We start from the raw sequence: 19,155 nt of genomic DNA, 5'->3' as shown, positions 1-19,155 counted from the left end.
CGCAGTGCGACACCAGAGCGAATGGGTCAACTGCAACACAGCTAATACCGAATTGGGACGCCAGGCCCCGTCAGGGCCGGCACTTCTCGCTCCCGGACTGCGAAACGATCTTCTGGATCACCCACACGCCCCTGTCCTCGTCCCTTTTGAGCGAGGTGTGGTAGATCACGTAGCTCTTGGCCGTCACCTCGGTCTTCTTGATCTCACCCGTCTCGAGGTACTTCACAAAGGCCCTGCCCTGGTCCTCGCAATAACTGAGCGACGCCGTCCCGTCCTTCTCGACGCTCACTTCAGGTGCGTAGAAGCGGTAGGAGCCGGTGATGCCGGCCTTGTGATCCACGTAGTTCTGCACGAACTTCTGGGTCTCGGCGGCGGCTTCGCCCTCGTAATAGTGGAGGTACGCCTTGTCGAGGGCGTTCTGGTTCACGATCGCCTGGTCGACGGCCTTGATGGACTGCTCGCTGTCGGCCAGGACCGCGTCCTTCTCCCTGTCGCCGGTCTTCGGCCAGTCGAACGTGTAGGAGAGGTCGCCAGGCAGCTCGATGGCCGGGCGCGGGTCCGCTGCGGGGGCAGACGCGGTCGGCGTCGGCACCGTGGACCCTGTCGCCTTGTCGCTGCCCTTGGTCGGGACGTCGGTGTCCTCGCTGCCGCATGCGGCAAGGACGAGGGGCGCGGTCAGTGCCAGTGCTGTGAGCAGGACGGGGCGGCGGTTCAAGAAAGCTCCCGGTTGTTGTCGCGGGTCACGTGATCTACGGCTGGCACTGAGCCGCTCCCCTGGCCGAGATGATCTGAGACGTCTGCCAGACGCCGTCGGCGTTCTTGTCGAGCCTCGTGTTGTACAGCACGTAGCTGTTCTTGGTGACCGGCGTCTTGTGGATCTCGTTGGTCTTCTTGTCCTTGCTGAAACCCTTGCTTTCGTCCGCGCAGAAGGTCAGGGTCGCCGAGTCCTCGCCCTTCAGCGTCACCTCGCGCTCGTAATAGCGGGCCTCACCGGTGATGGTGGCCCCGGCCTCCTCGAACTGTGCGACCCAGTCCTGGGCGGCTTTCAGTGCCTTGCCCGTGTTGTAGAAGGCGAGCGCCTTGCGCTCGAGGTCGGTCCCGGTGATCGCGGCGTCGACGGCCCGCATGCGTTCCGCGTTGTCCGCGAGAATCGCGTCCTCGACGGGGTCCCCCGTCTCGCCGCCCTCGAAGGTCAGCTTGAGGTCAGCCGGCAGCTCGATCTTCGGGCGACCGGCCGATGTCGAGGGCGACGACGATGACGCTGATGCCTTGGTTCCCTTGGCCTTGCCTCTGTCCTTCGCCGCTGTGTCGGGCTCCTCGCTACCGCACGCGGTCAAGGTCAGGGCCGTGGTCACGGCGAGCGTCGTGAGAAGGGCGGGGCGGCGGTTCAAAGAGGCTCCAGGTGGGGCGAGGCGTCGCTTTGGTGGGTCACGTTATCGAGGGGCGCAGGGTACCTTCGCCGGGATGAGGGGAGGCGCGGTCGTGCGGTGGCGGGACGGGCGTGGGGAGTTGGTCGTGCGGGGGCTGCCGGACGGAGGTGTCAGCGCGCGGGTGCCGCTCCAGATCGCGGCGTCCTATCGGGCGCGGACGCGCGGACTGCTCGGGCGGGAGAGCCTCGACGGCGCCCTGCTGCTTTCGCCCGCGAACAGCATCCACACCTTCCGTATGCGGATGCCCATCGACGTCGCCTACCTGGACCGCCGGCTCCGCGTCCTCGCCGTGCGCACCATGCCGCCCGGACGGCTGGGGCGGCCTCGCGTTCGGGCACGGCACGTCATCGAGGCCGAAGCCGGGGCCATGGAGGGGTGGGGGCTCGGCAAGGGCGCCGTGGTGGAGGTGCTTGAGCTCCGCTGAGCCCGTTCAGTTCTGCCCTCGCGGGAACGAGATCTCCACCCGCCGGTTCTTCTTCCGGCCCTCCTCCGTCGAGTTGTCGGCAATCGGGTAGTCCTCGCCGTAACCGCGCACCTCGTACGTGATGTTCGCGTCGCTCAGCTCCTGCTCGAGGATGCCGTGCACCGCGTTGGCCCGTTTGCGGGACAGCACGTCGCCGTGCGCGGACGAGCCCAGGTTGTCCGTAAAGCCGAAGACGCGGATGCGGGTCGCGTTCTGCGTCTTGATCTCGTTCGCGATGACGGAGATGCGGGCCCTCGCCTGTGCGGAGATCTTGGCGCTGTCCTTGCCGAAGAGGACCTCCGCCTGGAGGGCGAACGTCACGCTCGTGTTCGTGTCCTCGCGGCGCTCGTCCCCGCTCTGGTCCTCGACGACGGACTTGATGTCCAGCACCTTGGGCTCCGCGAGGGTGGCCCCGTCGGGGAGTTTCAGGTCGGGGTCGTTGGGGTCCAGTTCCACGGGCGCGGAGGCGCTGGCTTCCGTGCCCGGCGGGACGCTCGGTCCGTCGTCCGCGCGGGCCGCGGTTGGGCCGGCGGCCAACAGGGTGGCGACCGTGCCGATGAGTAGGAGGCGGGTGTGTGTCATACCCGCCTCACCCTGAGATCTGGATGGTGCCGCTGGCGAATGTCGGCACCTGGAAGGTGACCTCCGACGACTCGACCGGCGGGGCTGGGAACTGCATGAACACCGGGATCGACTCGCCGGGCTTGAGACGCGGCATGTTCGTCGTGGTCAGCGGACGCCCCTCGGTGTCTCGCAGCACGTAGTAGCGCTTCTTACTCGCGCTGTCGACGAGCGTGGCACCGCCGAGTGACCGCCCGTGCGCGATGATCTCGGTCTCATTGCCCGACGCCTGCACCGGGATGCGCGCAGGTTCGGAGCTGTCGTTCTTGATCTCCCCGTTCACCGTGACGAAGCCGCCCACGTCCCTGGCCGCAGAGGTGATCTTGAGAGTCAGACCGCCCTCGCCGCGCAGTTCTGCCAGCGTCTCGTCGGCGCCCTCCTGAGTACTCGGGTTCGGGTCGTCCCCCTTCGAGGCAGAGGCCGAGTCCTTCGGCTTCCCGTCCTCGCCGTCGCCGCCTCCGCCGCAACCGGTGACGCCGAGGGCCAGTCCGGCCGCGACAACCAGCGCGACGGCCCCCGTCCGGGCCCTCGTTGTGAACCGAACACTCATAACCTGCATCCTCAGTCACTCGTCGTTCGTTTGTCAGTTGGCCAGGTGCACGTCGAAGAGATCCTCGGGCTTCGGCAACAGATCACCAGGGGTTTCCGGATCCAATTCCCAGTCGATGCCGCCCTTGCAGTCGAGCGTGGGGAGCTCTTCCTTCTCCTTCTCGTCCGCGTCCTCTTCCGGCCCGGGAGCGGGGAGATCAATACCGCAACGGGGTTCGATCACAGCGGTGGCAGTCGCCCGCGACTTCTTCGTCTCGGTGCCGGGCACGATCGAGTCCCCGACCGTCTTGTTCGTCTGCACCTCGACCGTGTAGCTGAGGAGGCCGTCCGCGTTGCAGCTCAGGACTGTGGCGTCGTTGTCGGCGGCCAATTGCTCGGCCCGCCAGCAGGTCGGTGTCAGCCCTTCCGCGACGCCGTCGAAGATGTCCTGCCACTTCTCGGTGTCGAGGAGGTTCTCCAGCCACGCCCCGGACAGCTGATCACGACGCTCCTGAGCAGCCGCGAGTGCGGCAGCGTCAGCGGCGGTCTGGGCACCGTTCCTGTTCGCTGCGGCTTGCCCGACTGCCAAGTAGGCGAACGCCAGGAAGAGCAGGCCCCCCACCACCGTGATGTAGATGGGGAATGCCTGCCCTGCGTCAGCGTGATGTCGTTTGCGGGTCAGCCGACGAGTTCGTCGACCTTGTCCACGATGGCCTGGTAGATCGTCTGCCCGATGTCCGTCCCCGTGATCGCCAGCACAATGGCCACCACCACCGCGATGATCCCCAGGTACTCCACCGCCGTCTGCCCCCGGTCGTCGCGGCGGGATGCGCGGGACTGGAGGTACCTGACCGTCGTGTTGATCCAGTTGCCCATGGTGTTCCCCTCCGGCTGACGCGTTGGCGGCCTTGGTCCCGGGGCCGCTGTCGACCTCGGCACCGTACGAGGGGTTGGTCAGGCCTCTCAAGGGTCCCGGGGCCCATTTCCGGACCCAAAGGCGGGCCCAGCGCGTCGAGGGTGTGCGCCTCACCACCGGCCACCCCCGTCCCGCGCAGAACTCCGTGACGTCCCGAGCCACTTCGCGGTCGCCTCGGCGCGGCTCGTGCTGTGCAGCTTCGCGAAGATGCGGTTGATGTGGTTCTTGACCGTCTTCTCGCTGATGAAACAGGTGGCGGCGATCTGCTGGTTGCTCATGCCGGACGCGATGAGGTCCATGATCTCCGCCTCCCTCGCGCTCAGCCCGTACGCCGACTTGTCAGACACCGACTGTGCCACATCTGGTTGCAGTTGCGAAAGGTTTTTCGTAGAAGTAGGTCCGGCATCCGGCCAACTCCCCCCAGCGAGCCCATCGAAAGCGGAATCTACGGCACCCTCGCCCCTCAATTGCGCCAGCAACCTCCCTGCCGCCGTCGGCGTCAAGTGCGGCCTCCCCCGCCTCGCGTCCCGTACCGCCGTCACCAGTTCGTCCGGGGTGAATTCACCGTGGACCAGGTACCCGTTCGCGCCCCGGCGCAGTGCCTCGTGGACGATGTCCGACTCCCCGCTGTACGTCAGCATCAGGACCGCCGTCAGCGGCACCAGGTGCGGGAGGGCCGTGAGGCCGTCCACTCCCGGCATGCGGACGTCCAGCAGCACCACGTCCGGAGTGTGCGCCAGCGTCGCCTCGTACGCCTCCCTGCCGTCCGCCGCCTCCGCCACCACCTCCAGGTCCTCGCGGCCGGAGAGCAGGGCCGTCAACCCTGCCCGGACCACCGGGTTGTCGTCGGCCACCACCACCCGCAAAGGGTCGGGAGGCGGCGCCTCCCCGAACGGGTTCGGTTCACCGGTCATGGCCTGCCTCCGCCCTCCCCGACACGAGCGGCCACTCCACCCGCACCTCCGTGCCGCGCCCCCGTTCACCACGTCCGAAGCTGAGCCGTGCCCCGACCGACGCCGCCCGCTCCGCCATGCCCACCAGCCCGAAGTGGCCCGCGCGGCGCAGGCCCTCAAGGTCGGGCGCGGCGGGGAGGCCGGGCATGCCCGTGCCGTCGTCGCGCACGACCACCGTCAGCACGTCGCCCTCGACACCCGCCCGCACCTCCACCCTCCTCGCCCCCGCATGACGATGCGCGTTCTCCAGCGCCTCCTCCGTGATGGACAGCACCTGGCGCGCCACCGCCCGTGGGATCCATGGCGGCCGCCCCTCCCCCGTCCTCGCGTACGTCACCGGCACCCCGCTCCGCGCCCTGAAGTCCCGGACCGCGCACGTCAGTTCGCCCAGCACGTCCACCGCGCGCCCCGGCTCCCCCTCCCTCCGCAGGTCCGCCAGCAGTTCCCGTGACTCCGCGGCCGCCCTCCGCGCGGAGCGTGCCACCAGTTCCGCCTGGCGTTTCACCAGGGCCGGGTCCATGCGGGCGGCCCCCGCCGAGCAGGCCAGGCCGTCCGCCGCCAGCGCGACCCCGTGCAGCGTCTTGGCCACCGAGTCGTGCATCTCCCGTGCCAGGCGCGCCCGTTCGGCGTCGACCGCCTCCGTCACCGCCAGGCGGGCCCGGACCGCGGCCAGGGCGCGGGTCGCCTCGCCGAGGTGCAGCATCAGCTTGCGCAGGCTGGAGCCGACCGCCCCCGCGATCACGCACAGACCGGGCAGGATCAGCGTCTCGGCGGGTTCGGTGTGCGGGCTGTCGAGCGTGGCGTGGACGAGCAGCAGGATCACGCCCTGGAGCGAGGCGAAGACGGCCGCGCCCCGCCAGCCGTAGATGAGGCCCGCGAGCAGCGGTGTGCAGACGCTGACGTAGGCGAGGGTGGTGTCGGGGCCGGCGGAGACCAGCAGCAGGGCGCCGAAGAGGGTGTCCGCCGCGAGGAGCGTGGGGTGGCGCAGGAGGAGGGGGCCGAAGCGCTCCCAGTCGCGGAAGAGGGCGTACGACACCATGAAGGTGACGACGACCGCGATGCCGACCAGGCGTACGCCCCAGCCGGGGCCCGCGTTGAGGAGGGCGGACGGGGCGGCCACGGCGATCATCGCGAGCCGGAAGCCGAAGGCCTGGCGGCACAGCGCCTGGAGGGCGTTCACCTGGAGCCGGGTGTCCGAAACCGGGGAAGCGGGCGGCTCCTCCGATGCCCGAGCCCCACGCGTCGCACTGCCCGTCAGCCCCTGCGGCGTCCGCGCACACGCCGCGACCGGCCCGGTCGGCGCGGCCGGCACGCCCGGTCCCGCCCCCGCCCGCCACCGGGCGGCCGGGCCGCGCCGCCTCCGCCACGCCCGTCCCCTCCGTGTCCGCGTCGTCGTCATCGCGCTCCGCCTCCCCTCACTCGCCCGTGAGCGAGCCGAAGTCGGTGCCGGAGCCGAGGATCAGGCCGGCGCCGAGGAGGATCATCGTGGCCGGGACCATGAACGTGGTGATCATCAAGGTCGCCTTGGGGACCGCGCGTGCCGCCTTGCGGCGGGCGTTCTGCGCGTCGGTGCGGCGCATGTCCTTCGCCAGTGCCACCAGCGTGTCGACGATGGGCGCGCCCAGCTCCTCGCCCTGCTGGAGGGCGGTGACGAACATGGCGACCTGTTCGGAGTCGTTGCGGCGGCGCAGTTCGGCGAAGGCCTGCCTGCGGCTCATGCCGAGGTCCATCTGGCGCAGGGTGATGCGCAGTTCGTCCGCCCAGGGGCCCTCGTACTGGGAGGAGACGCGTTCCAGGGCCTGCCGGAAGCCGAGGCCCGCGCTGACCACGACGGCGAGGACGTCGAGGAAGTCGGGCAGGGTCCGCTCGATGACGTCCTTGCGGACGCGGATCGCCGACCAGATGCCGACCTCCGTCCAGAACGCGCCGAACGCGAGCAGCAGCAGCGCCACGAACAGCTGGCCGCGCAGCAGGAACACCAGGAAGCCGAAGCCGCCGAGGGCGCCGTAGACGGCGCGGCGGGCGGCGTAGCGGTGGATGGTGAGGCCGCCGGGGTTGCCCGCGAGGTCGATCTTGCGGCGGTACTTGGCGACCAGCGCCGGTCCCATGAGGCGCAGCACGGCGGGGGCGTAGCGCATGCCCATGCGGTCGATGAGGGAGTCGACCGCGCCGGTGCGGGTGGAGCCGACCTCCAGGGCGAGCATCAGGTCGCCGGGGAGTTTCGCCTCCGCCCGGTACATGCGGATGCCGGCGAAGATGCCGCACACGGCGAGGGCCATGAGCGCGGCGAGCAGGAGTGCCATGTCGTCGTCCCCTTCCCCGGATCAGACGTCGATGCGGGACAGGCGGCGGATGAGCAGGAACCCGACGGCGTAGAGGCCGAAGGCGACGAGGACCGCTATCTGTCCGGCCGTCGAGCCGGTCATGCGCTCCAGGGCGCCGTCCTTCACCCCGTTCATCAGGAACAGCGAGCCGACGCCGAGGACGGGCACCGCGTACGAGGTCATGCTGACCTGGGAGAGCTGGGTGCGGACCTCGCGCCGGGTCTCCTTGCGTTCCTCCAGCGTCTCGGTGAGGTTGCGCAGCGCGCTCACCACCTGGCCGCCCGCCCGGTTGGCCAGCACCAGCGTGGTGACGAGGACGACGAGTTCGCGGGAGGGGAGGCGGTCGGAGAGTTCGCCGAGGGCGTCCTCCATGGAGGCGCCCATCGCCAGCTGGTTGGCGACCTTGGCGAGTTCCTCGCCGGCCGGGGCCTCCAGCTCCTCCGCCGCGATGCCGACGGCGGTGCGCAGGGCGAGGCCCGCCTGGGTGGCGTTGGCGAGGATGCGGGAGAGTTCGGGGAGCTGGTTGATGAACCGTTCGATGCGTTTTTGCCGTTGCCAGTCGAGGAACTGGAGGGCCGCCCACACGCCGAGCAGTCCCGCGATCGGGCCGAAGAACGGTGCGAGGGTCGCCTGCCCGGCCATCCACAGTCCGGCGACGACGGCCAGCATGGCGACGAAGAACTCGCCGGGCGTGATGTCCAGGCCGGTCGCGAGCAGACGCAGCTCCAGCTTGCGGCCGAGGCGGGTGCGGCGCAGCCGGCGGTCCAGGGTGGGGAAGCGGCGCCGGCGGCCGGCGGACGGGAGCTCCCCGGTGGCCGTCAGCCGGTCCACCAGCGCCTGCCGCTGCGCCCGTCCGGCCGCGTGGACGTGCACGCCGGCGACCGCCAGGACGCAGGCCAGCAGGGTGACGCCGGTGGTCAGCGTGATCAGGTTCTGCAGCTCCATGGGGGCGGTACCTACCTGGCTTCTCGGGTGGCGAGCTGATCGGCGGAGTGGGCGATGCCGAACGCCTGCGGGACGGTCTGACCGGCCATGTGGAGGCGGTCGGCGGTCCGCCGGGGCACGGGGTGGTGGGAGTACGAGCCGTGGACGCGGCCGTCGGGGGTCATCGGGAGCGCGTCGAAGCGGGCGACCGTGGCCAGCCGTACGGCTCCCCGCCGTGGCTCTCCAGCAGGGCGATCTCGGTGATGCGGCGGGCGCCGTCGGCGAACCGCGTGAGCTGGACGAGGACGTCTACGGCGCTGTTGATCTGGTCGTGCAGGGCGACGAAGGGGATCTCCACGTCGGACATGGAGGCGAGGGTCTGGAGCCGGGTGAGGGCGTCCTCGGCGCTGTTGGCGTGGACGGTGGCGAGGGAGCCGTCGTGGCCGGTGGACATCGCCTGGAGCATGTCGAGGGACTCGCCGCCGCGGACCTCGCCGACGACGATGCGGTCGGGGCGCATACGGAGGGAGTTGCGGACCAGGTCGCGGATGGTGACGCGGCCCTTTCCCTCGACGTTGGGCGGGCGGGACTCCAGGCGGATGACGTGCGGCTGCTGAAGCTGGAGTTCGGCGGAGTCCTCGATGGTGATGATGCGTTCGCCCTCGGGGATCAGCCCGGACAGGGCGTTGAGGAGGGTCGTCTTTCCGGTGCCGGTGGCGCCGGACACGATGATGTTGAAGCGGGCCTGCACCAGTCCGGCCAGCAGGTACAGCATGGGCTCGTCGAGCGAGCCGAGGCCGATCAGCTCCTGGAGCGTGAAGGAGCGGGGGAAGCGGCGGATGGTGAGGACCGCGCCGGTCAGGGACAGCGGCGGGATGATCACGTTGACGCGCTCCCCGGAGGGGAGGCGGGCGTCGACCATGGGGTTGGACTCGTCGACGCGGCGGTTCACGGTGGAGACGATGCGTTCGATCGTCTGCATCAGCTGGTCGTGGGAGGCGAACCGCAGCGGCAGCTGCTCCACCCGGCCGGCCCGCTCGACGAAGATGGCGTCGGGGCCGTTGACCATGATCTCGGTGACGGAGGCGTCCTCGAGCAGCGGTTCCAGGATGCCGAGGCCGAGGGCCTCGTCGACGACGCGGCGGATCAGCTGGGCGCGTTCGACCGTCGACAGGACGGGACCCTCGCGGCTGATGATGTGGCCGAGGACGCGTTCCAGCCGGGCCCGGCGCTCGGCCGGGGACAGCGCGCTCATCTCCGCGAGGTCGATCTCCTCCAGGAGCTTGGCGCGGTAGGACGCGACGAGGTGGCCGTCCTCGCCCCGCCCGGTCCTCTCCTCGGGGGAGTTGATGCGTGCCCGCAGGCTCATGGGTGGCTCGCTCCTCGTCGCGCTGGTGGTCCTTGTCGTGCGGGGTCAGTGGTCGACGGGCATCGTGGCGCTCCTCCCCGCCGAGCCGAAGTCCCAGCCGGGCACGATCGACGGGATGTCGACCCGGGCGGTGACGGTGACCTCGTCGCCGCCCCCCGATGTGCCGCAGGAGGTGCCGCCGGCCAGCCAGGAGCTGACGGCGGCCGTGCAGGCGGCCTGGGCGCCCCGGTCCAGGGAGGCGCTGCGGGCGCCCGCGCGGGCGGCGGTGCCGGCCTGCTGGGCGGTGTAGGCGATCAGGCCGAGCTGCACCGCGGCCATCGCCACGATCAGCAGGACCGGCAGGAACCCCAGGTACTCGATCGCCACCTGCCCGCGGTCACGGCGGCGGTCACCCCCACGTCCGTATGCCATGTCAGTCCGTCTCCTCCTCGACCGCGCCCGCGTGACCGGTCACGTCGAACGGGAAGGAGAGGGTGCCGGGGAAGAGGATCGGCACCCTGACCGTCACGTCGGCGGTGACCATGCCGCCGCCCGTCGCGCAGGTCACCGTGGCGCCGCCGGCCCAGGCGCCCGACAGCTTGTCCGTGCCGGCGGCCTGGCAGGCGCCCTGGCGTGCGCCGGGGGACGCGGCGGTTCCGGCGCGGGCGGCCTCGTCGGCGGCGTTCCCGGCGAGGGTGAAGGTGTAGCCGACGAGCACGAGCTGCCACAGCACGACGAGCGTGACGAGGATCGTCGGGGTCATGCCGAGGAACTCGACGGTGACCTGCCCCCGGTCGCGGTACGGCCCCGAAGCCCTCGACCGCCTGCCGCCGTTCATCCTGTACCGTCCCTGCGCCGCCGGAAGCTGACCGCGCCCCGGTCGCCGCGCGGCCGGCCGCCCTTGTGGCCCGTCTGCGCGGCCTGCACCAGGCCGAGTTCGCCGGCCAGCGCCCACATCGCCTGTTTCACGGTGCTCTTCGCCTCCAGTTCGTGCACGCGCCCGGCGTCCACCACGCCCTGGAGCTCCTTGAAGTGGGCGGGGATCGTGGTGGCGGCGACCGCGGTGCCGGTGATCCGCGCGATGAGCGGCGGCTGGATCTCCGTGGACCGGGTGTGCCGGTTGACGACGACCGTGGTCTCCTCCGCCTTGCGGATCTGCAGCCGGTCCCACATCCGCACGGTCCGCTTGGCCCCTCGTACGGCGATGACGTCGGGGGTGGTGACCAGCAGGGCCCGGTCGGCCGTCTCCACGGCTGCCGCGCCGGCGCCGCCGAGCTGGGCGCCGCAGTCGATGACGACGACCTCGTAGCGGGAGCGCAGGGCGCCGACGATGTGGCGGGCGGCCCGGTCGGTGACCTCCTCGCCGCGTTCGCCCTCGGCGGGGGCGAGGAGCAGGGCGAGTCCGCTGTCGTGGCGGAAGACGGCGTCGGCGAGGACGCGCGGGGAGATGTCGGTGATCGCGGCGAGGTCGACGACGGAGCGGCGGAACTGGACGTCCAGGTAGGAGGCGACGTCCCCGGTCTGGAGGTCCATGTCGACCAGGGCGGTGGAGCGTCCGGAGGTCTGGGCGGCGAGCGCGAGCTGCACGGCGGTGAGGGTGGCGCCCACCCCGCCCTTGGAGCCGCTGACGGTGACGACGGTGCCGCCGGCGCCGGAGACCGGGTCGCCGCCGGCGCCCAGGTGGCGCCGTACGCCCGCCGACCACTGGGCGACCGCCTGGACCCGGCTGGCGAGTTCCTCGTAGCTCAGCGGGAGGGCGACCAGGCCGCGGGCGCCGTGGTCCATGGCGGCCTGGAAGAGGCCGGGGCTCGCGTCGGAGGTGACGAGGACGACGCCGACGGCGGGGAAGCGCAGGGCGACCTCGCGGATGAGTTCCAGCGCGGGGACGGGGCCGATCCGCTCGTGGACGACGACCACCTCGGGCAGTTCGTCGAGGGACTCGGCGGCCAGCCGGGAGAGGGTGTCGACGAGCTGCGTGGAGTCGGTCACCGGGGCCAGCGGCTCCACGGGGAGCTGGCCGATCAGGGTGGTGAGGGACCGGACCGCGTCCGCGTCACCGACTGCCGGGAGGATCCTGGTGGACATGCGGGCCTCTCACTTGTCCTGCGCGAGTTCGTACGTCCGGTCCTTCTCGGGGACGCCCGCGTCGCCCCCGGGGCCGACCAGCGCGAGCCGCACCCGCTGGGCGAACGACTCGGCGTAGGTGATGCGCTGGGCGTCGAGGGTGGACAGCGCGAAGGTGATGGGGACGGCGTCGGTGGGCCCGCGGCGGTCGTCCTCGTCGGGCTGGAGGGCCGTGAGCCGGCCGACGTCGAGGACCCTGGCGCCCGTGACGATGATCTTCGACTGGTCGGGGTCGCCCTCGCGCTGCCCCTCGAAGGTGGCGTACACGTTGACCGTGGAGCCGGGGGTGATCTTTCCGGCGACGCCGGTGGCCGCGTCGATCATGATGGCGACCTCCTGCTGCCCCGGCTGGAGGGCGGGCCGGTCCACGATCATGTCGGTCTGGAGCAGCGAGCCCTTGCGCAGGGTGGTGACGGCGATCTTGCCGCGGAGGTCGTCGAGGTCGGTGACGGCGTTCTCCGACAGCCAGCGCTCGGGCATCTCGATCCGCTCGAACTGGTCGGCGCCGAGCGTGGTGTAGGGCGCGATGTCGGTCTTCAGCCGGTAGGCGGCGACCTCGGGGCCGACCTTGGAGCGCACGTCGTTGATGACGGAGAGCACGCCGGCGAACGCGCCGAGGGCGCACAGGACCGACAGAAGGATGAGTATCACGCCGCGGCGCTGACGGGAGTTCATGAACCGTGCAACCTCGTTGGGGGGTGGCGGTCGAGCGGGACGGTGCGGGCTCGTGCGGTGGACGGACGGGTCAGGTGCGTCGGGTGAGGGCCGGTCTGGCCTCGGGGGCGGGCGGGGTGGCCGAACAGAACACGCAGCGGTCGCCGATGACGTCGATGCCGCACCAGTGGCAGGTGCCGCGCCGTACGGACGTGACCAGTTGGTAGAGCACGGACAGGTCGGGCAGGAAGGTGCAGAACTCGACGGCCTTGCCGGTGCCCCACCAGCGCCCGGACTCCGCGGGCAGCTGGGCCTCGCGCAGTCCCTGCACCCGCCAGGCGGGCGCGAGGGTGGTGGTGACCCAGTCGGAGGGGAGCTGGCCGCGGGCGACGAGCATCCAGGTGCCGAACTCGGGTCCGTCCAGCATGGCGTCGGGGCCGAGGCGGACGAGCTGCGGCTGCGGGTGGGCGAGGACGGCGAACTGGCTGCCGGGGAGCCAGGACTTGGCGTGCTGCTTGAGGTCGACGGGGATCCGGTCGAGGCGGGCGACGGAGCCCAGCAGCGCCCCGGCGTGCAGGTAGTGGGTGAGGAGGCGTCCGGCCGAGGCGAGGACGCCGGGTCCGATGTCGCAGGAGGCGAGTTGCCGCAGCTGGCGGGCCAGTACGGCCACGGCGAGCGGCGGCAGGTCGGGGCGGAACAGGGCTATCCGGTCGCTCTCCAGCAGGGAGCGCAGGGTGTGGAGGCGCCGCAGGACGGGGGCGGGGGTGGCCGGGGAGCACACGACGACGACATGGCCGTGCGCCTCGACGACGGCCTGGAGTTCGGTCAGCACGTGGTCGAGCGGGCGGGTGTCGACGTCGCGCAGCACGACGGCCGGCAGGGTGCGTTCGTCGTGCGCCGGCAGCGCCATGTCGGCGCCGGTCACGGCAATGGCAGTTGGCACGCGCGGCTCCCCGTTCTCCCCATGCCCGTCGGCCCACCGGGTGTTACTCCGGTGCACCCTCGTGACTTCACTGCGTGACTACCTCTGCACTGTATCCGCGGGTCTGTGACCGGAGAACAGCCTTTGGGCAGCCGGACAGCAACTCCTGGTACTCACAATGCGTCAAATCGGGGCAGGTCGATCATCTCGCCGGTCTCGATACGGCACCGACCGTGTGGGTTTCGTGCACCCGGCTTGACGCCGGACCCGCCTCGTCCCTCCGGGCCACGCTTCCCACCCGCCCGTCGCCCTACTCGCGCGCGGCCGCGGCCGTTTCCGGTCTGGACCTATTGACAAGCGGATTGGTCTGGACCACGGTGTGACGCATCAACGGTGGCCACCGTCGCTTCCCTCCCCAACTCCCCCACCGGAGGCCCCAAGTGGACCGCGTATCCCGTACGCCCGGACGCGGCAGACGCCCCTGGGCGGCCGCCCTCGTCTCCGCCCTGGCCCTCGCCCTTCCCCTCGCCGGAGCGGGCCAGGCGACCGCGGCCGACGTCAACAACGCGAAGAACGCCGGGTTCGAGTCGGGCCTGAGCGGCTGGACGTGCTCCGCGAACAGCGGCGCCGTCGTCTCCTCCCCCGTGCACGGGGGCTCGGCGGCGCTGAAGGCCACGCCCGCCGGGCAGGACAACGCCCGCTGTTCCCAGACCGTCGCGGTACGGCCCAACTCGACGTACCAGCTCACCGGGTGGGTGCAGGGCGGGTACGCCTACCTGGGCGTGACCGGCACCGGCACCACGGACGTGTCCACCTGGACGCCGGACTCCTCGTCCTGGAAGCAGCTGTCGACCAGCTTCTCCACCGGCTCGAACACCACGTCGGTGACGGTCTACACCCACGGCTGGTACGGCCAGCAGCCCTACCACGTGGACGACGTGTCCGTCCTCGGCCCCGACGGGGGCGGCGGGGGCGACCCGGAGCCGACGGTCCCGGCCACCCCGGCCGGGCTGACCGTCTCCGGCACGACGGCGAGCTCGGTGACGCTGACGTGGAACGCGGTGTCCGGCGCGAGCGGCTACACCGTCTACCGCGACGGCACCCGGGCGACCGCCGTGACCGGCACCTCGGCGACCGTGACCGGCCTCGCCGCCTCCACGTCGTACAGCTTCCAGGTCGCGGCGACCAACGCGGCAGGCGAGTCCGCCAAGTCGGCGGCGGTGTCCGTGCGGACGCGGGAGAACGGCGGCGGCGGGGGCGGTGACCTGCCCCGGCACGCGGTGACCGGCTACTGGCAGAACTTCAACAACGGCGCGGCCGTGCAGAAGATCTCCGACGTCCCCGCCCAGTACGACATCATCGCGGTCGCCTTCGCCGACGCCACCGGCACCCCGGGCGCCGTCACCTTCAACCTGGACTCGGCGGGTCTGAACGGCTACACCGTCGACCAGTTCAAGGCGGACGTCCGCGCCAAGCAGGCGGCCGGCAAGAAGGTCATCATCTCCGTGGGCGGCGAGCGGGGCACCGTCGCGGTGAACGACTCCGCCTCCGCGGCGAACTTCGCGAACTCGGTGTACGCCCTGATGCAGGAGTACGGCTTCGACGGCGTCGACATCGACCTGGAGAACGGCCTCGACGCGACGTACATGACGCAGGCGCTGCGGTCGCTGTCCGCGAAGGCGGGCCCGTCGATGATCCTGACGATGGCGCCGCAGACCATCGACATGCAGTCGACGTCCAACTCCTACTTCCGGACCGCGCTGAACGTGAAGGACATCCTCACGGTCGTCAACATGCAGTACTACAACAGCGGTTCCATGCTGGGCTGCGACGGCAAGGTCTACAGCCAGGGCTCGGTGGACTTCCTCACCGCGCTGGCCTGCATCCAGCTGGAGGGCGGCCTCGACGCGTCCCAGGTGGGCCTCGGCGTGCCGGCCTCCACGCGGGGCGCGGGCAGCGGCTACGTGGCGCCGTCCGTGGTGAACGCCGCCCTGGACTGCCTGACCCGCGGCACCAACTGCGGCTCGTTCAAGCCGTCGAAGACCTACCCGGGCCTGCGCGGCGCGATGACCTGGTCCACCAACTGGGACGCGACGGCGGGCAACGCCTGGTCCAACGCGGTGGGGCCGCACGTCCACGCGCTGCCGTAACCGGCACGTCCCCCCACCCGGCCGCGGCGTCCTGCTCCTGATCAGCCGATCCAGAGCAGGACGCCGTCCCCTTCCCGGGCCGCCGCGCGGAAGTACGTCACGAGGGCCTCGTAATGGGCGGTCACCTCGTCCAGCGGCTCCCCGCGCTCCCAGACGATGGTGGGGTAGATCTCGGCCGCGGCCAGGTCGGCGGGGGTGACGCCCTCGGTCAGCCGGGCGGACGGCGTGGCGGCGAGGGCGTCGGCGGCGGCGCGGACCCGGTCCGGGGTGAGGCAGTGGGCCGCGCGTACTCCCCGGTCATGCCCACGGCGGCCCCCTCCGGACGGTCGGCGGTCGTCTCCGCCGATGACCCGGTCATCCTGACAGCGGCCACTGACAACGGGCCGCCCGCGGCCGCGCGCGGCCGGCCCGCACGCACTGTGTCCGCCGCCACATGAAACATTTCCCCGGGTCCACCGCATCAATGAGGTGAAGGCGGTTCGGGGAGCACGACGGGGGACGGCGGAATGAGACAGCAGCGCAGCGCGGACTACGCGGAGTTCGCCTCCGCACGGGCAGGACACCTGTACCGGTCCGCGTGCCTGCTCACCGCCGGGGACACGCATCTCGCCGAGGACCTCGTGCAGGAGACCTTCGGCCGGCTGTACGTCCGCTGGGGGCGCGTATCCCGGGCGGAGAACCCTGCCGCGTACGCGCAGACGGTGCTGACCCGGACCTTCCTCGCCCACCGGCGCCTGCGCAGCAGCCGGGAGCGGGCCACCGACACGTTCCCCGACCTGCCGGGCGCCGGCGACGGTGACGCGCCGCTGCGGCTGACGCTGATGGCCGCGCTCGCCCGGCTGCCCGCCAAGGACCGCGCGGTCGTCGTCCTGCGCTACTGGGAGGACCGTTCGGTGGAACAGACCGCCGACGTGCTGAACGTCAGCTCGGCGGCCGTGCGCACGCGGTGCGTCCGCGCGCTCGGACGGCTGCGGGAGCTGCTGGGCGAGGACCTCCACGAGTTCTCCCGCCCCTGACACCGGCCGCCCGGCCCCCTTCACCGACTTCATCGACCTCATACGCTTCACACCCGCGGAAAGGTGGGTTCGTCATGCCCGAGAACCAGCACGAGGACCCCTTCGAGAACCGGTTCGCCACAGCGCTGCGCGACACCGGCGACGGCTTCCGTGCCGGCGACCCGGCCGCCCTCGTCACCGGAGGACAGGTGCGCGGGCGGCGCAAGCAGCTGCTGCGGCGGACCGCCGTCCTGGGCGGCATCACCGGTGTCGCCCTGGTCGGCGTGGGCGGGACGCTGCTCCTGCCGTCCGACGTGCACGACCCCAGGCGGACCTCCGCGGCGGCCGGCCCCGCCTCGACCGCGGACCCGTCGGCGGCGAGCCCTTCGCCCGCCGAGAGCTTCTCCCGCGACGACATGCTGCGCTCGCTCAAGGAGCTGATGCCTCAGGGCACGTACAGCGAGGAGGAAGCCCAGGGCACCGGGTCGACGATGCCCCCGTACGCGCGGCTGGTGTTCGACGACGGCGAGGGCGCGGCGGCACTCGGCCTGAGTGTCGACCGGATGGACCCCGGCGGCGAGCAGGCCGCCCAGTGGACGACATGCCCCGACAAGAAGATCGTCGCCTACGACGACTGCACCAGCGCCACCCAGCCGGACGGCTCCCGGCTCATGCTGCTCCGCGGCTACGAGTACCCGGACCGGCGGGTGGACACCAAGTGGTGGAACGCCGAACTGGTCACGCCCGACGGGGTGCACGTGACCCTGAGCGAGTGGAACGCGCCCGCGCAGAAGGACGCGCCGGTGTCCCGCCCGCAGCCCCCGCTCTCCGCGGGGCAGCTGAAGGAGATCGTCACCGCCGACGTGTGGAAGCGGGTCGCGGCCGCCATGCCGCAGAGCCCCAAGCCGTCCGCGACCGGCGAGGCGCCTCCGGAGGGCAGGCCGTCCGGTGCGATCGCCAAGACGCTGATGGGTCTGCTGCCCGAGAACCTGAAGGTGACCGGCCGGAGCGGCCCGGGCGGCGAGTACGCCTACCTCGTCGTCGACGACGGCAAGGGCGGGAGCCTCGTCCAGATCAATGTGCAGGCGGGCATGTCGGACCTGGCCGGCGAACTGTTCAAGGACGCCGAGAAGCTGCCCGACGGCACCCTGCTCACCACCCAGGAGTCGCCCGGGGAGAAGGCCGGCAAGGACGTGGTCATGTGGACCGCGGACACCCTGCGCCCCGACGGACTGCGCGTCGTCATCAGCGCCTTCAACACCCCCGCCCAGGACCAGGACGCCACACGGGACACCCCCGCGCTCACCCTGGCCCAGCTGCGGGAGATCGCGCTGAGCACGGAGTGGGACGCGGGGGCGTGAGACGGATTCAGCAGCGGATCAGAAGAACTCCGACCACGGCTGGTCCCAGATCTGCTTGACCGCGAGGACCAGGAACAGCAGGCCCGCCACCGTCAGCATGCCGTTGCTGAGGTAGCTGTTGCGCCACTCGCGCGGAGTGCGGGAGGAGTTGAGCAGCCACAGCAGGGTCAGGGCCAGGAACGGCATGAAGGCCGCGCCGAGGACGCCGTAGATGATGATCAGGCGGAACGGCTCGTCCTGGAACAGCAGGATCATCGGCGGGAACGTCAGCCACAGCAGGTACGCGCGGAAGGTCCAGGAGCGTTCCCGGCGGCCGGAGGCCAGCTCGTCCGCGCGCGCCTGCCGCTCGCCGCGCTGCCGGGCGAGGAAGTCGGCGAACATCAGGCTCACGCCGTGCCAGACGCCGATGAGGGAGGTGAAGGAGGCGGCGAAGAAGCCGACCAGGAACAGGACGCCGGTGGTCTTCCCGTACCGGTCCTCCAGGATGTCACCGAGCTGGATCAGGCCCTGGTCGCCGCCGGAGATGGCGATGTTCGCCGAGTGCAGCAGCTCCGCGCCGACGAAGAGCATCGCGACGACGAAGATGCCGGTGGTGATGTAGGCGACCCGGTTGTCCAGCCGCATGACCTTCATCCAGCCGCTGTTGGTCCACCCCTTGGCGTTGACCCAGTAGCCGTAGGCGGCCAGCGTGATGGTGCCGCCGACGCCGCCGATCAGGCCGAGGGTGTTGAGGATGGAGTCCTCCTCGTCCGGCAGCACGGGGAGGAGGCCGGCGAAGGCGTCGCCCAGGTTGGGGGTGACGCGGAACGCCAGGTAGACGGTGACCACGAACATGACGCCCACCAGGACGGTCATGACCTTCTCGAACACCGCGTACTTGTTGAACCAGACGAAGACCAGGCCGACCAGGCCGCAGGCGATGCCCCAGTACTCGAGGTCCATCACGCTCGGGAACAGCGCCTGGAGCGGCAGCGCGCTGGACGACATGGCGGCGGCGCCGTAGACGAAGCCCCAGATGACGGCGTAGACGGCGAAGAACCAGGTGGTCCAGGGGCCTAGGCTGGCCCAGCCGTCGAAGAGGGTGCGGCCGGTGGACAGGTGCCACCGGCCGCACGCCTCCGCAAGGGAGATCTTCACCAGGCAGCCGACGACGGCCGCCCACAGCAAGGTGTAGCCGAAGTTGCTGCCGGCGATGAGGGTGGCCACGAGGTCCCCGGCGCCCACGCCGGTCGCGGCGACGACGATGCCGGGGCCGATGTAGCGCCAACTGGACCGGCGTGGCTGCGGGCCGGGGCCGTCCTTCGCACCGATGTCCTGGGTGTTTCCCGTGGTGTCCGCCATGGGGTCAAGAAAGCGGACGGGTGCCGGTCCGGCAAGAGGGCGTGCGGGATCTTCACCGGGTCTGCGTGGCAGGGTGGCCGATTCCCCTGGCGGGGACGGCC

General features: G+C 71.2%; 21 protein-coding genes and 1 pseudogene. 4 read left to right on the top strand and 18 right to left on the bottom strand.

Features of this window, described 5'->3' with window-relative positions; translation table 11 throughout:
* Positions 1–70: 70 nt before the first annotated feature.
* Entirely contained in the window at positions 71–715 is a 645-nt protein-coding gene (locus AY578_RS21305) for a hypothetical protein (RefSeq protein ID WP_028959415.1), read from the bottom strand.
* A gap of 34 nt (positions 716–749) precedes the next feature.
* Positions 750–1,391 carry a hypothetical protein gene (locus AY578_RS21300; protein ID WP_136238447.1) on the bottom strand — a complete coding sequence of 214 codons (642 nt, stop codon included), beginning with the start codon at positions 1,389–1,391 and terminating at the stop codon, positions 750–752.
* 73 nt (positions 1,392–1,464) lie between these two features.
* Here AY578_RS21300 and AY578_RS21295 point away from each other — a divergent pair, with 73 nt between their 5' ends.
* Positions 1,465–1,854: a DUF192 domain-containing protein gene (locus AY578_RS21295; protein ID WP_136238446.1), complete on the top strand. Its 390-nt coding sequence runs from the start codon at positions 1,465–1,467 to the stop codon at positions 1,852–1,854.
* A gap of 6 nt (positions 1,855–1,860) precedes the next feature.
* Here AY578_RS21295 and AY578_RS21290 read toward each other — a convergent pair whose 3' ends face one another.
* The 14 genes and pseudogenes from AY578_RS21290 to AY578_RS21225 form a co-directional block, all read right to left on the bottom strand.
* Positions 1,861–2,475: an OmpA family protein gene (locus AY578_RS21290; protein WP_019522365.1), complete on the bottom strand. Its 615-nt coding sequence runs from the start codon at positions 2,473–2,475 to the stop codon at positions 1,861–1,863.
* Between the two features lie 7 nt (positions 2,476–2,482).
* Positions 2,483–3,064 (bottom strand): hypothetical protein, encoded by a 582-nt coding sequence (locus AY578_RS21285; protein WP_215049165.1) that lies wholly within the window; start codon positions 3,062–3,064, stop codon positions 2,483–2,485.
* Between the two features lie 33 nt (positions 3,065–3,097).
* The gene (locus AY578_RS21280; protein WP_215049170.1) at positions 3,098–3,724 is read right to left on the bottom strand and encodes a pilus assembly protein TadG-related protein; all 627 of its coding nucleotides are present in this window, start codon (positions 3,722–3,724) and stop codon (positions 3,098–3,100) included.
* Positions 3,721–3,918: a Flp family type IVb pilin gene (locus tag AY578_RS21275; RefSeq protein ID WP_037641340.1), complete on the bottom strand. Its 198-nt coding sequence runs from the start codon at positions 3,916–3,918 to the stop codon at positions 3,721–3,723. The genes AY578_RS21280 and AY578_RS21275 overlap by 4 nt, the downstream gene beginning before the upstream one ends.
* 150 nt (positions 3,919–4,068) lie before the next feature.
* Complete coding sequence (locus AY578_RS21270) at positions 4,069–4,872, bottom strand: response regulator (RefSeq protein ID WP_258904092.1); 804 nt, start codon at positions 4,870–4,872, stop codon at positions 4,069–4,071.
* A complete protein-coding gene (locus tag AY578_RS21265) occupies positions 4,862–6,310 on the bottom strand; it encodes a sensor histidine kinase (RefSeq protein ID WP_258904090.1) in 1,449 nt (482 codons plus the stop codon). Before AY578_RS21265 ends, AY578_RS21270 begins: the two co-directional genes overlap by 11 nt.
* Before the next feature lie 16 nt (positions 6,311–6,326).
* Positions 6,327–7,214: a DUF5936 domain-containing protein gene (locus AY578_RS21260; RefSeq protein ID WP_019522371.1), complete on the bottom strand. Its 888-nt coding sequence runs from the start codon at positions 7,212–7,214 to the stop codon at positions 6,327–6,329.
* Between the two features lie 21 nt (positions 7,215–7,235).
* The gene (locus tag AY578_RS21255; RefSeq protein ID WP_019522372.1) at positions 7,236–8,180 is read right to left on the bottom strand and encodes a type II secretion system F family protein; all 945 of its coding nucleotides are present in this window, start codon (positions 8,178–8,180) and stop codon (positions 7,236–7,238) included.
* A gap of 11 nt (positions 8,181–8,191) precedes the next feature.
* A pseudogene (locus AY578_RS21250) lies at positions 8,192–9,528 on the bottom strand (CpaF family protein).
* A gap of 45 nt (positions 9,529–9,573) precedes the next feature.
* Positions 9,574–9,939, bottom strand: a complete 366-nt coding sequence (locus tag AY578_RS21245; protein ID WP_019522374.1) for a TadE/TadG family type IV pilus assembly protein — start codon at positions 9,937–9,939, stop codon at positions 9,574–9,576.
* A gap of 1 nt (position 9,940) precedes the next feature.
* Complete coding sequence (locus AY578_RS21240) at positions 9,941–10,345, bottom strand: TadE/TadG family type IV pilus assembly protein (protein ID WP_019522375.1); 405 nt, start codon at positions 10,343–10,345, stop codon at positions 9,941–9,943.
* A complete protein-coding gene (locus AY578_RS21235) occupies positions 10,342–11,592 on the bottom strand; it encodes a CpaE/TadZ family protein (RefSeq protein WP_019522376.1) in 1,251 nt (416 codons plus the stop codon). Before AY578_RS21235 ends, AY578_RS21240 begins: the two co-directional genes overlap by 4 nt.
* A 9-nt stretch (positions 11,593–11,601) precedes the next feature.
* Positions 11,602–12,306: a Flp pilus assembly protein CpaB gene (gene cpaB / locus AY578_RS21230; protein ID WP_019522377.1), complete on the bottom strand. Its 705-nt coding sequence runs from the start codon at positions 12,304–12,306 to the stop codon at positions 11,602–11,604.
* Between the two features lie 70 nt (positions 12,307–12,376).
* The gene (locus AY578_RS21225; protein ID WP_202414896.1) at positions 12,377–13,195 is read right to left on the bottom strand and encodes a hypothetical protein; all 819 of its coding nucleotides are present in this window, start codon (positions 13,193–13,195) and stop codon (positions 12,377–12,379) included.
* A gap of 452 nt (positions 13,196–13,647) precedes the next feature.
* On the opposite strand from AY578_RS21225, the gene AY578_RS21220 reads away from it, so the two are divergent.
* Positions 13,648–15,357: a chitinase gene (locus AY578_RS21220; RefSeq protein ID WP_258904053.1), complete on the top strand. Its 1,710-nt coding sequence runs from the start codon at positions 13,648–13,650 to the stop codon at positions 15,355–15,357.
* Between the two features lie 41 nt (positions 15,358–15,398).
* Here the strand turns inward: AY578_RS21220 and AY578_RS21215 are convergent, their stop codons facing one another.
* Positions 15,399–15,818: a DUF1877 family protein gene (locus AY578_RS21215; RefSeq protein WP_161107498.1), complete on the bottom strand. Its 420-nt coding sequence runs from the start codon at positions 15,816–15,818 to the stop codon at positions 15,399–15,401.
* A gap of 45 nt (positions 15,819–15,863) precedes the next feature.
* Between AY578_RS21215 and AY578_RS21210 the strand changes: the two genes are divergently transcribed.
* Positions 15,864–16,373 (top strand): SigE family RNA polymerase sigma factor, encoded by a 510-nt coding sequence (locus AY578_RS21210; RefSeq protein ID WP_019522381.1) that lies wholly within the window; start codon positions 15,864–15,866, stop codon positions 16,371–16,373.
* A 74-nt stretch (positions 16,374–16,447) separates the two neighbouring features.
* Positions 16,448–17,713 carry a hypothetical protein gene (locus tag AY578_RS21205; protein ID WP_258904043.1) on the top strand — a complete coding sequence of 422 codons (1,266 nt, stop codon included), beginning with the start codon at positions 16,448–16,450 and terminating at the stop codon, positions 17,711–17,713.
* Between the two features lie 18 nt (positions 17,714–17,731).
* On the opposite strand, the gene AY578_RS21200 is transcribed toward AY578_RS21205, so the two are convergent.
* Complete coding sequence (locus AY578_RS21200) at positions 17,732–19,054, bottom strand: Nramp family divalent metal transporter (protein WP_019522383.1); 1,323 nt, start codon at positions 19,052–19,054, stop codon at positions 17,732–17,734.
* Positions 19,055–19,155 lie beyond the last annotated feature (101 nt).

The organism is Streptomyces thermocarboxydus (assembly GCF_024760485.1).
Classification (GTDB): domain Bacteria; phylum Actinomycetota; class Actinomycetes; order Streptomycetales; family Streptomycetaceae; genus Streptomyces; species Streptomyces cellulosae.
Note: the sequence above shows the minus strand (reverse complement) of the source record. Positions and strands in the feature narration are given on the sequence as shown.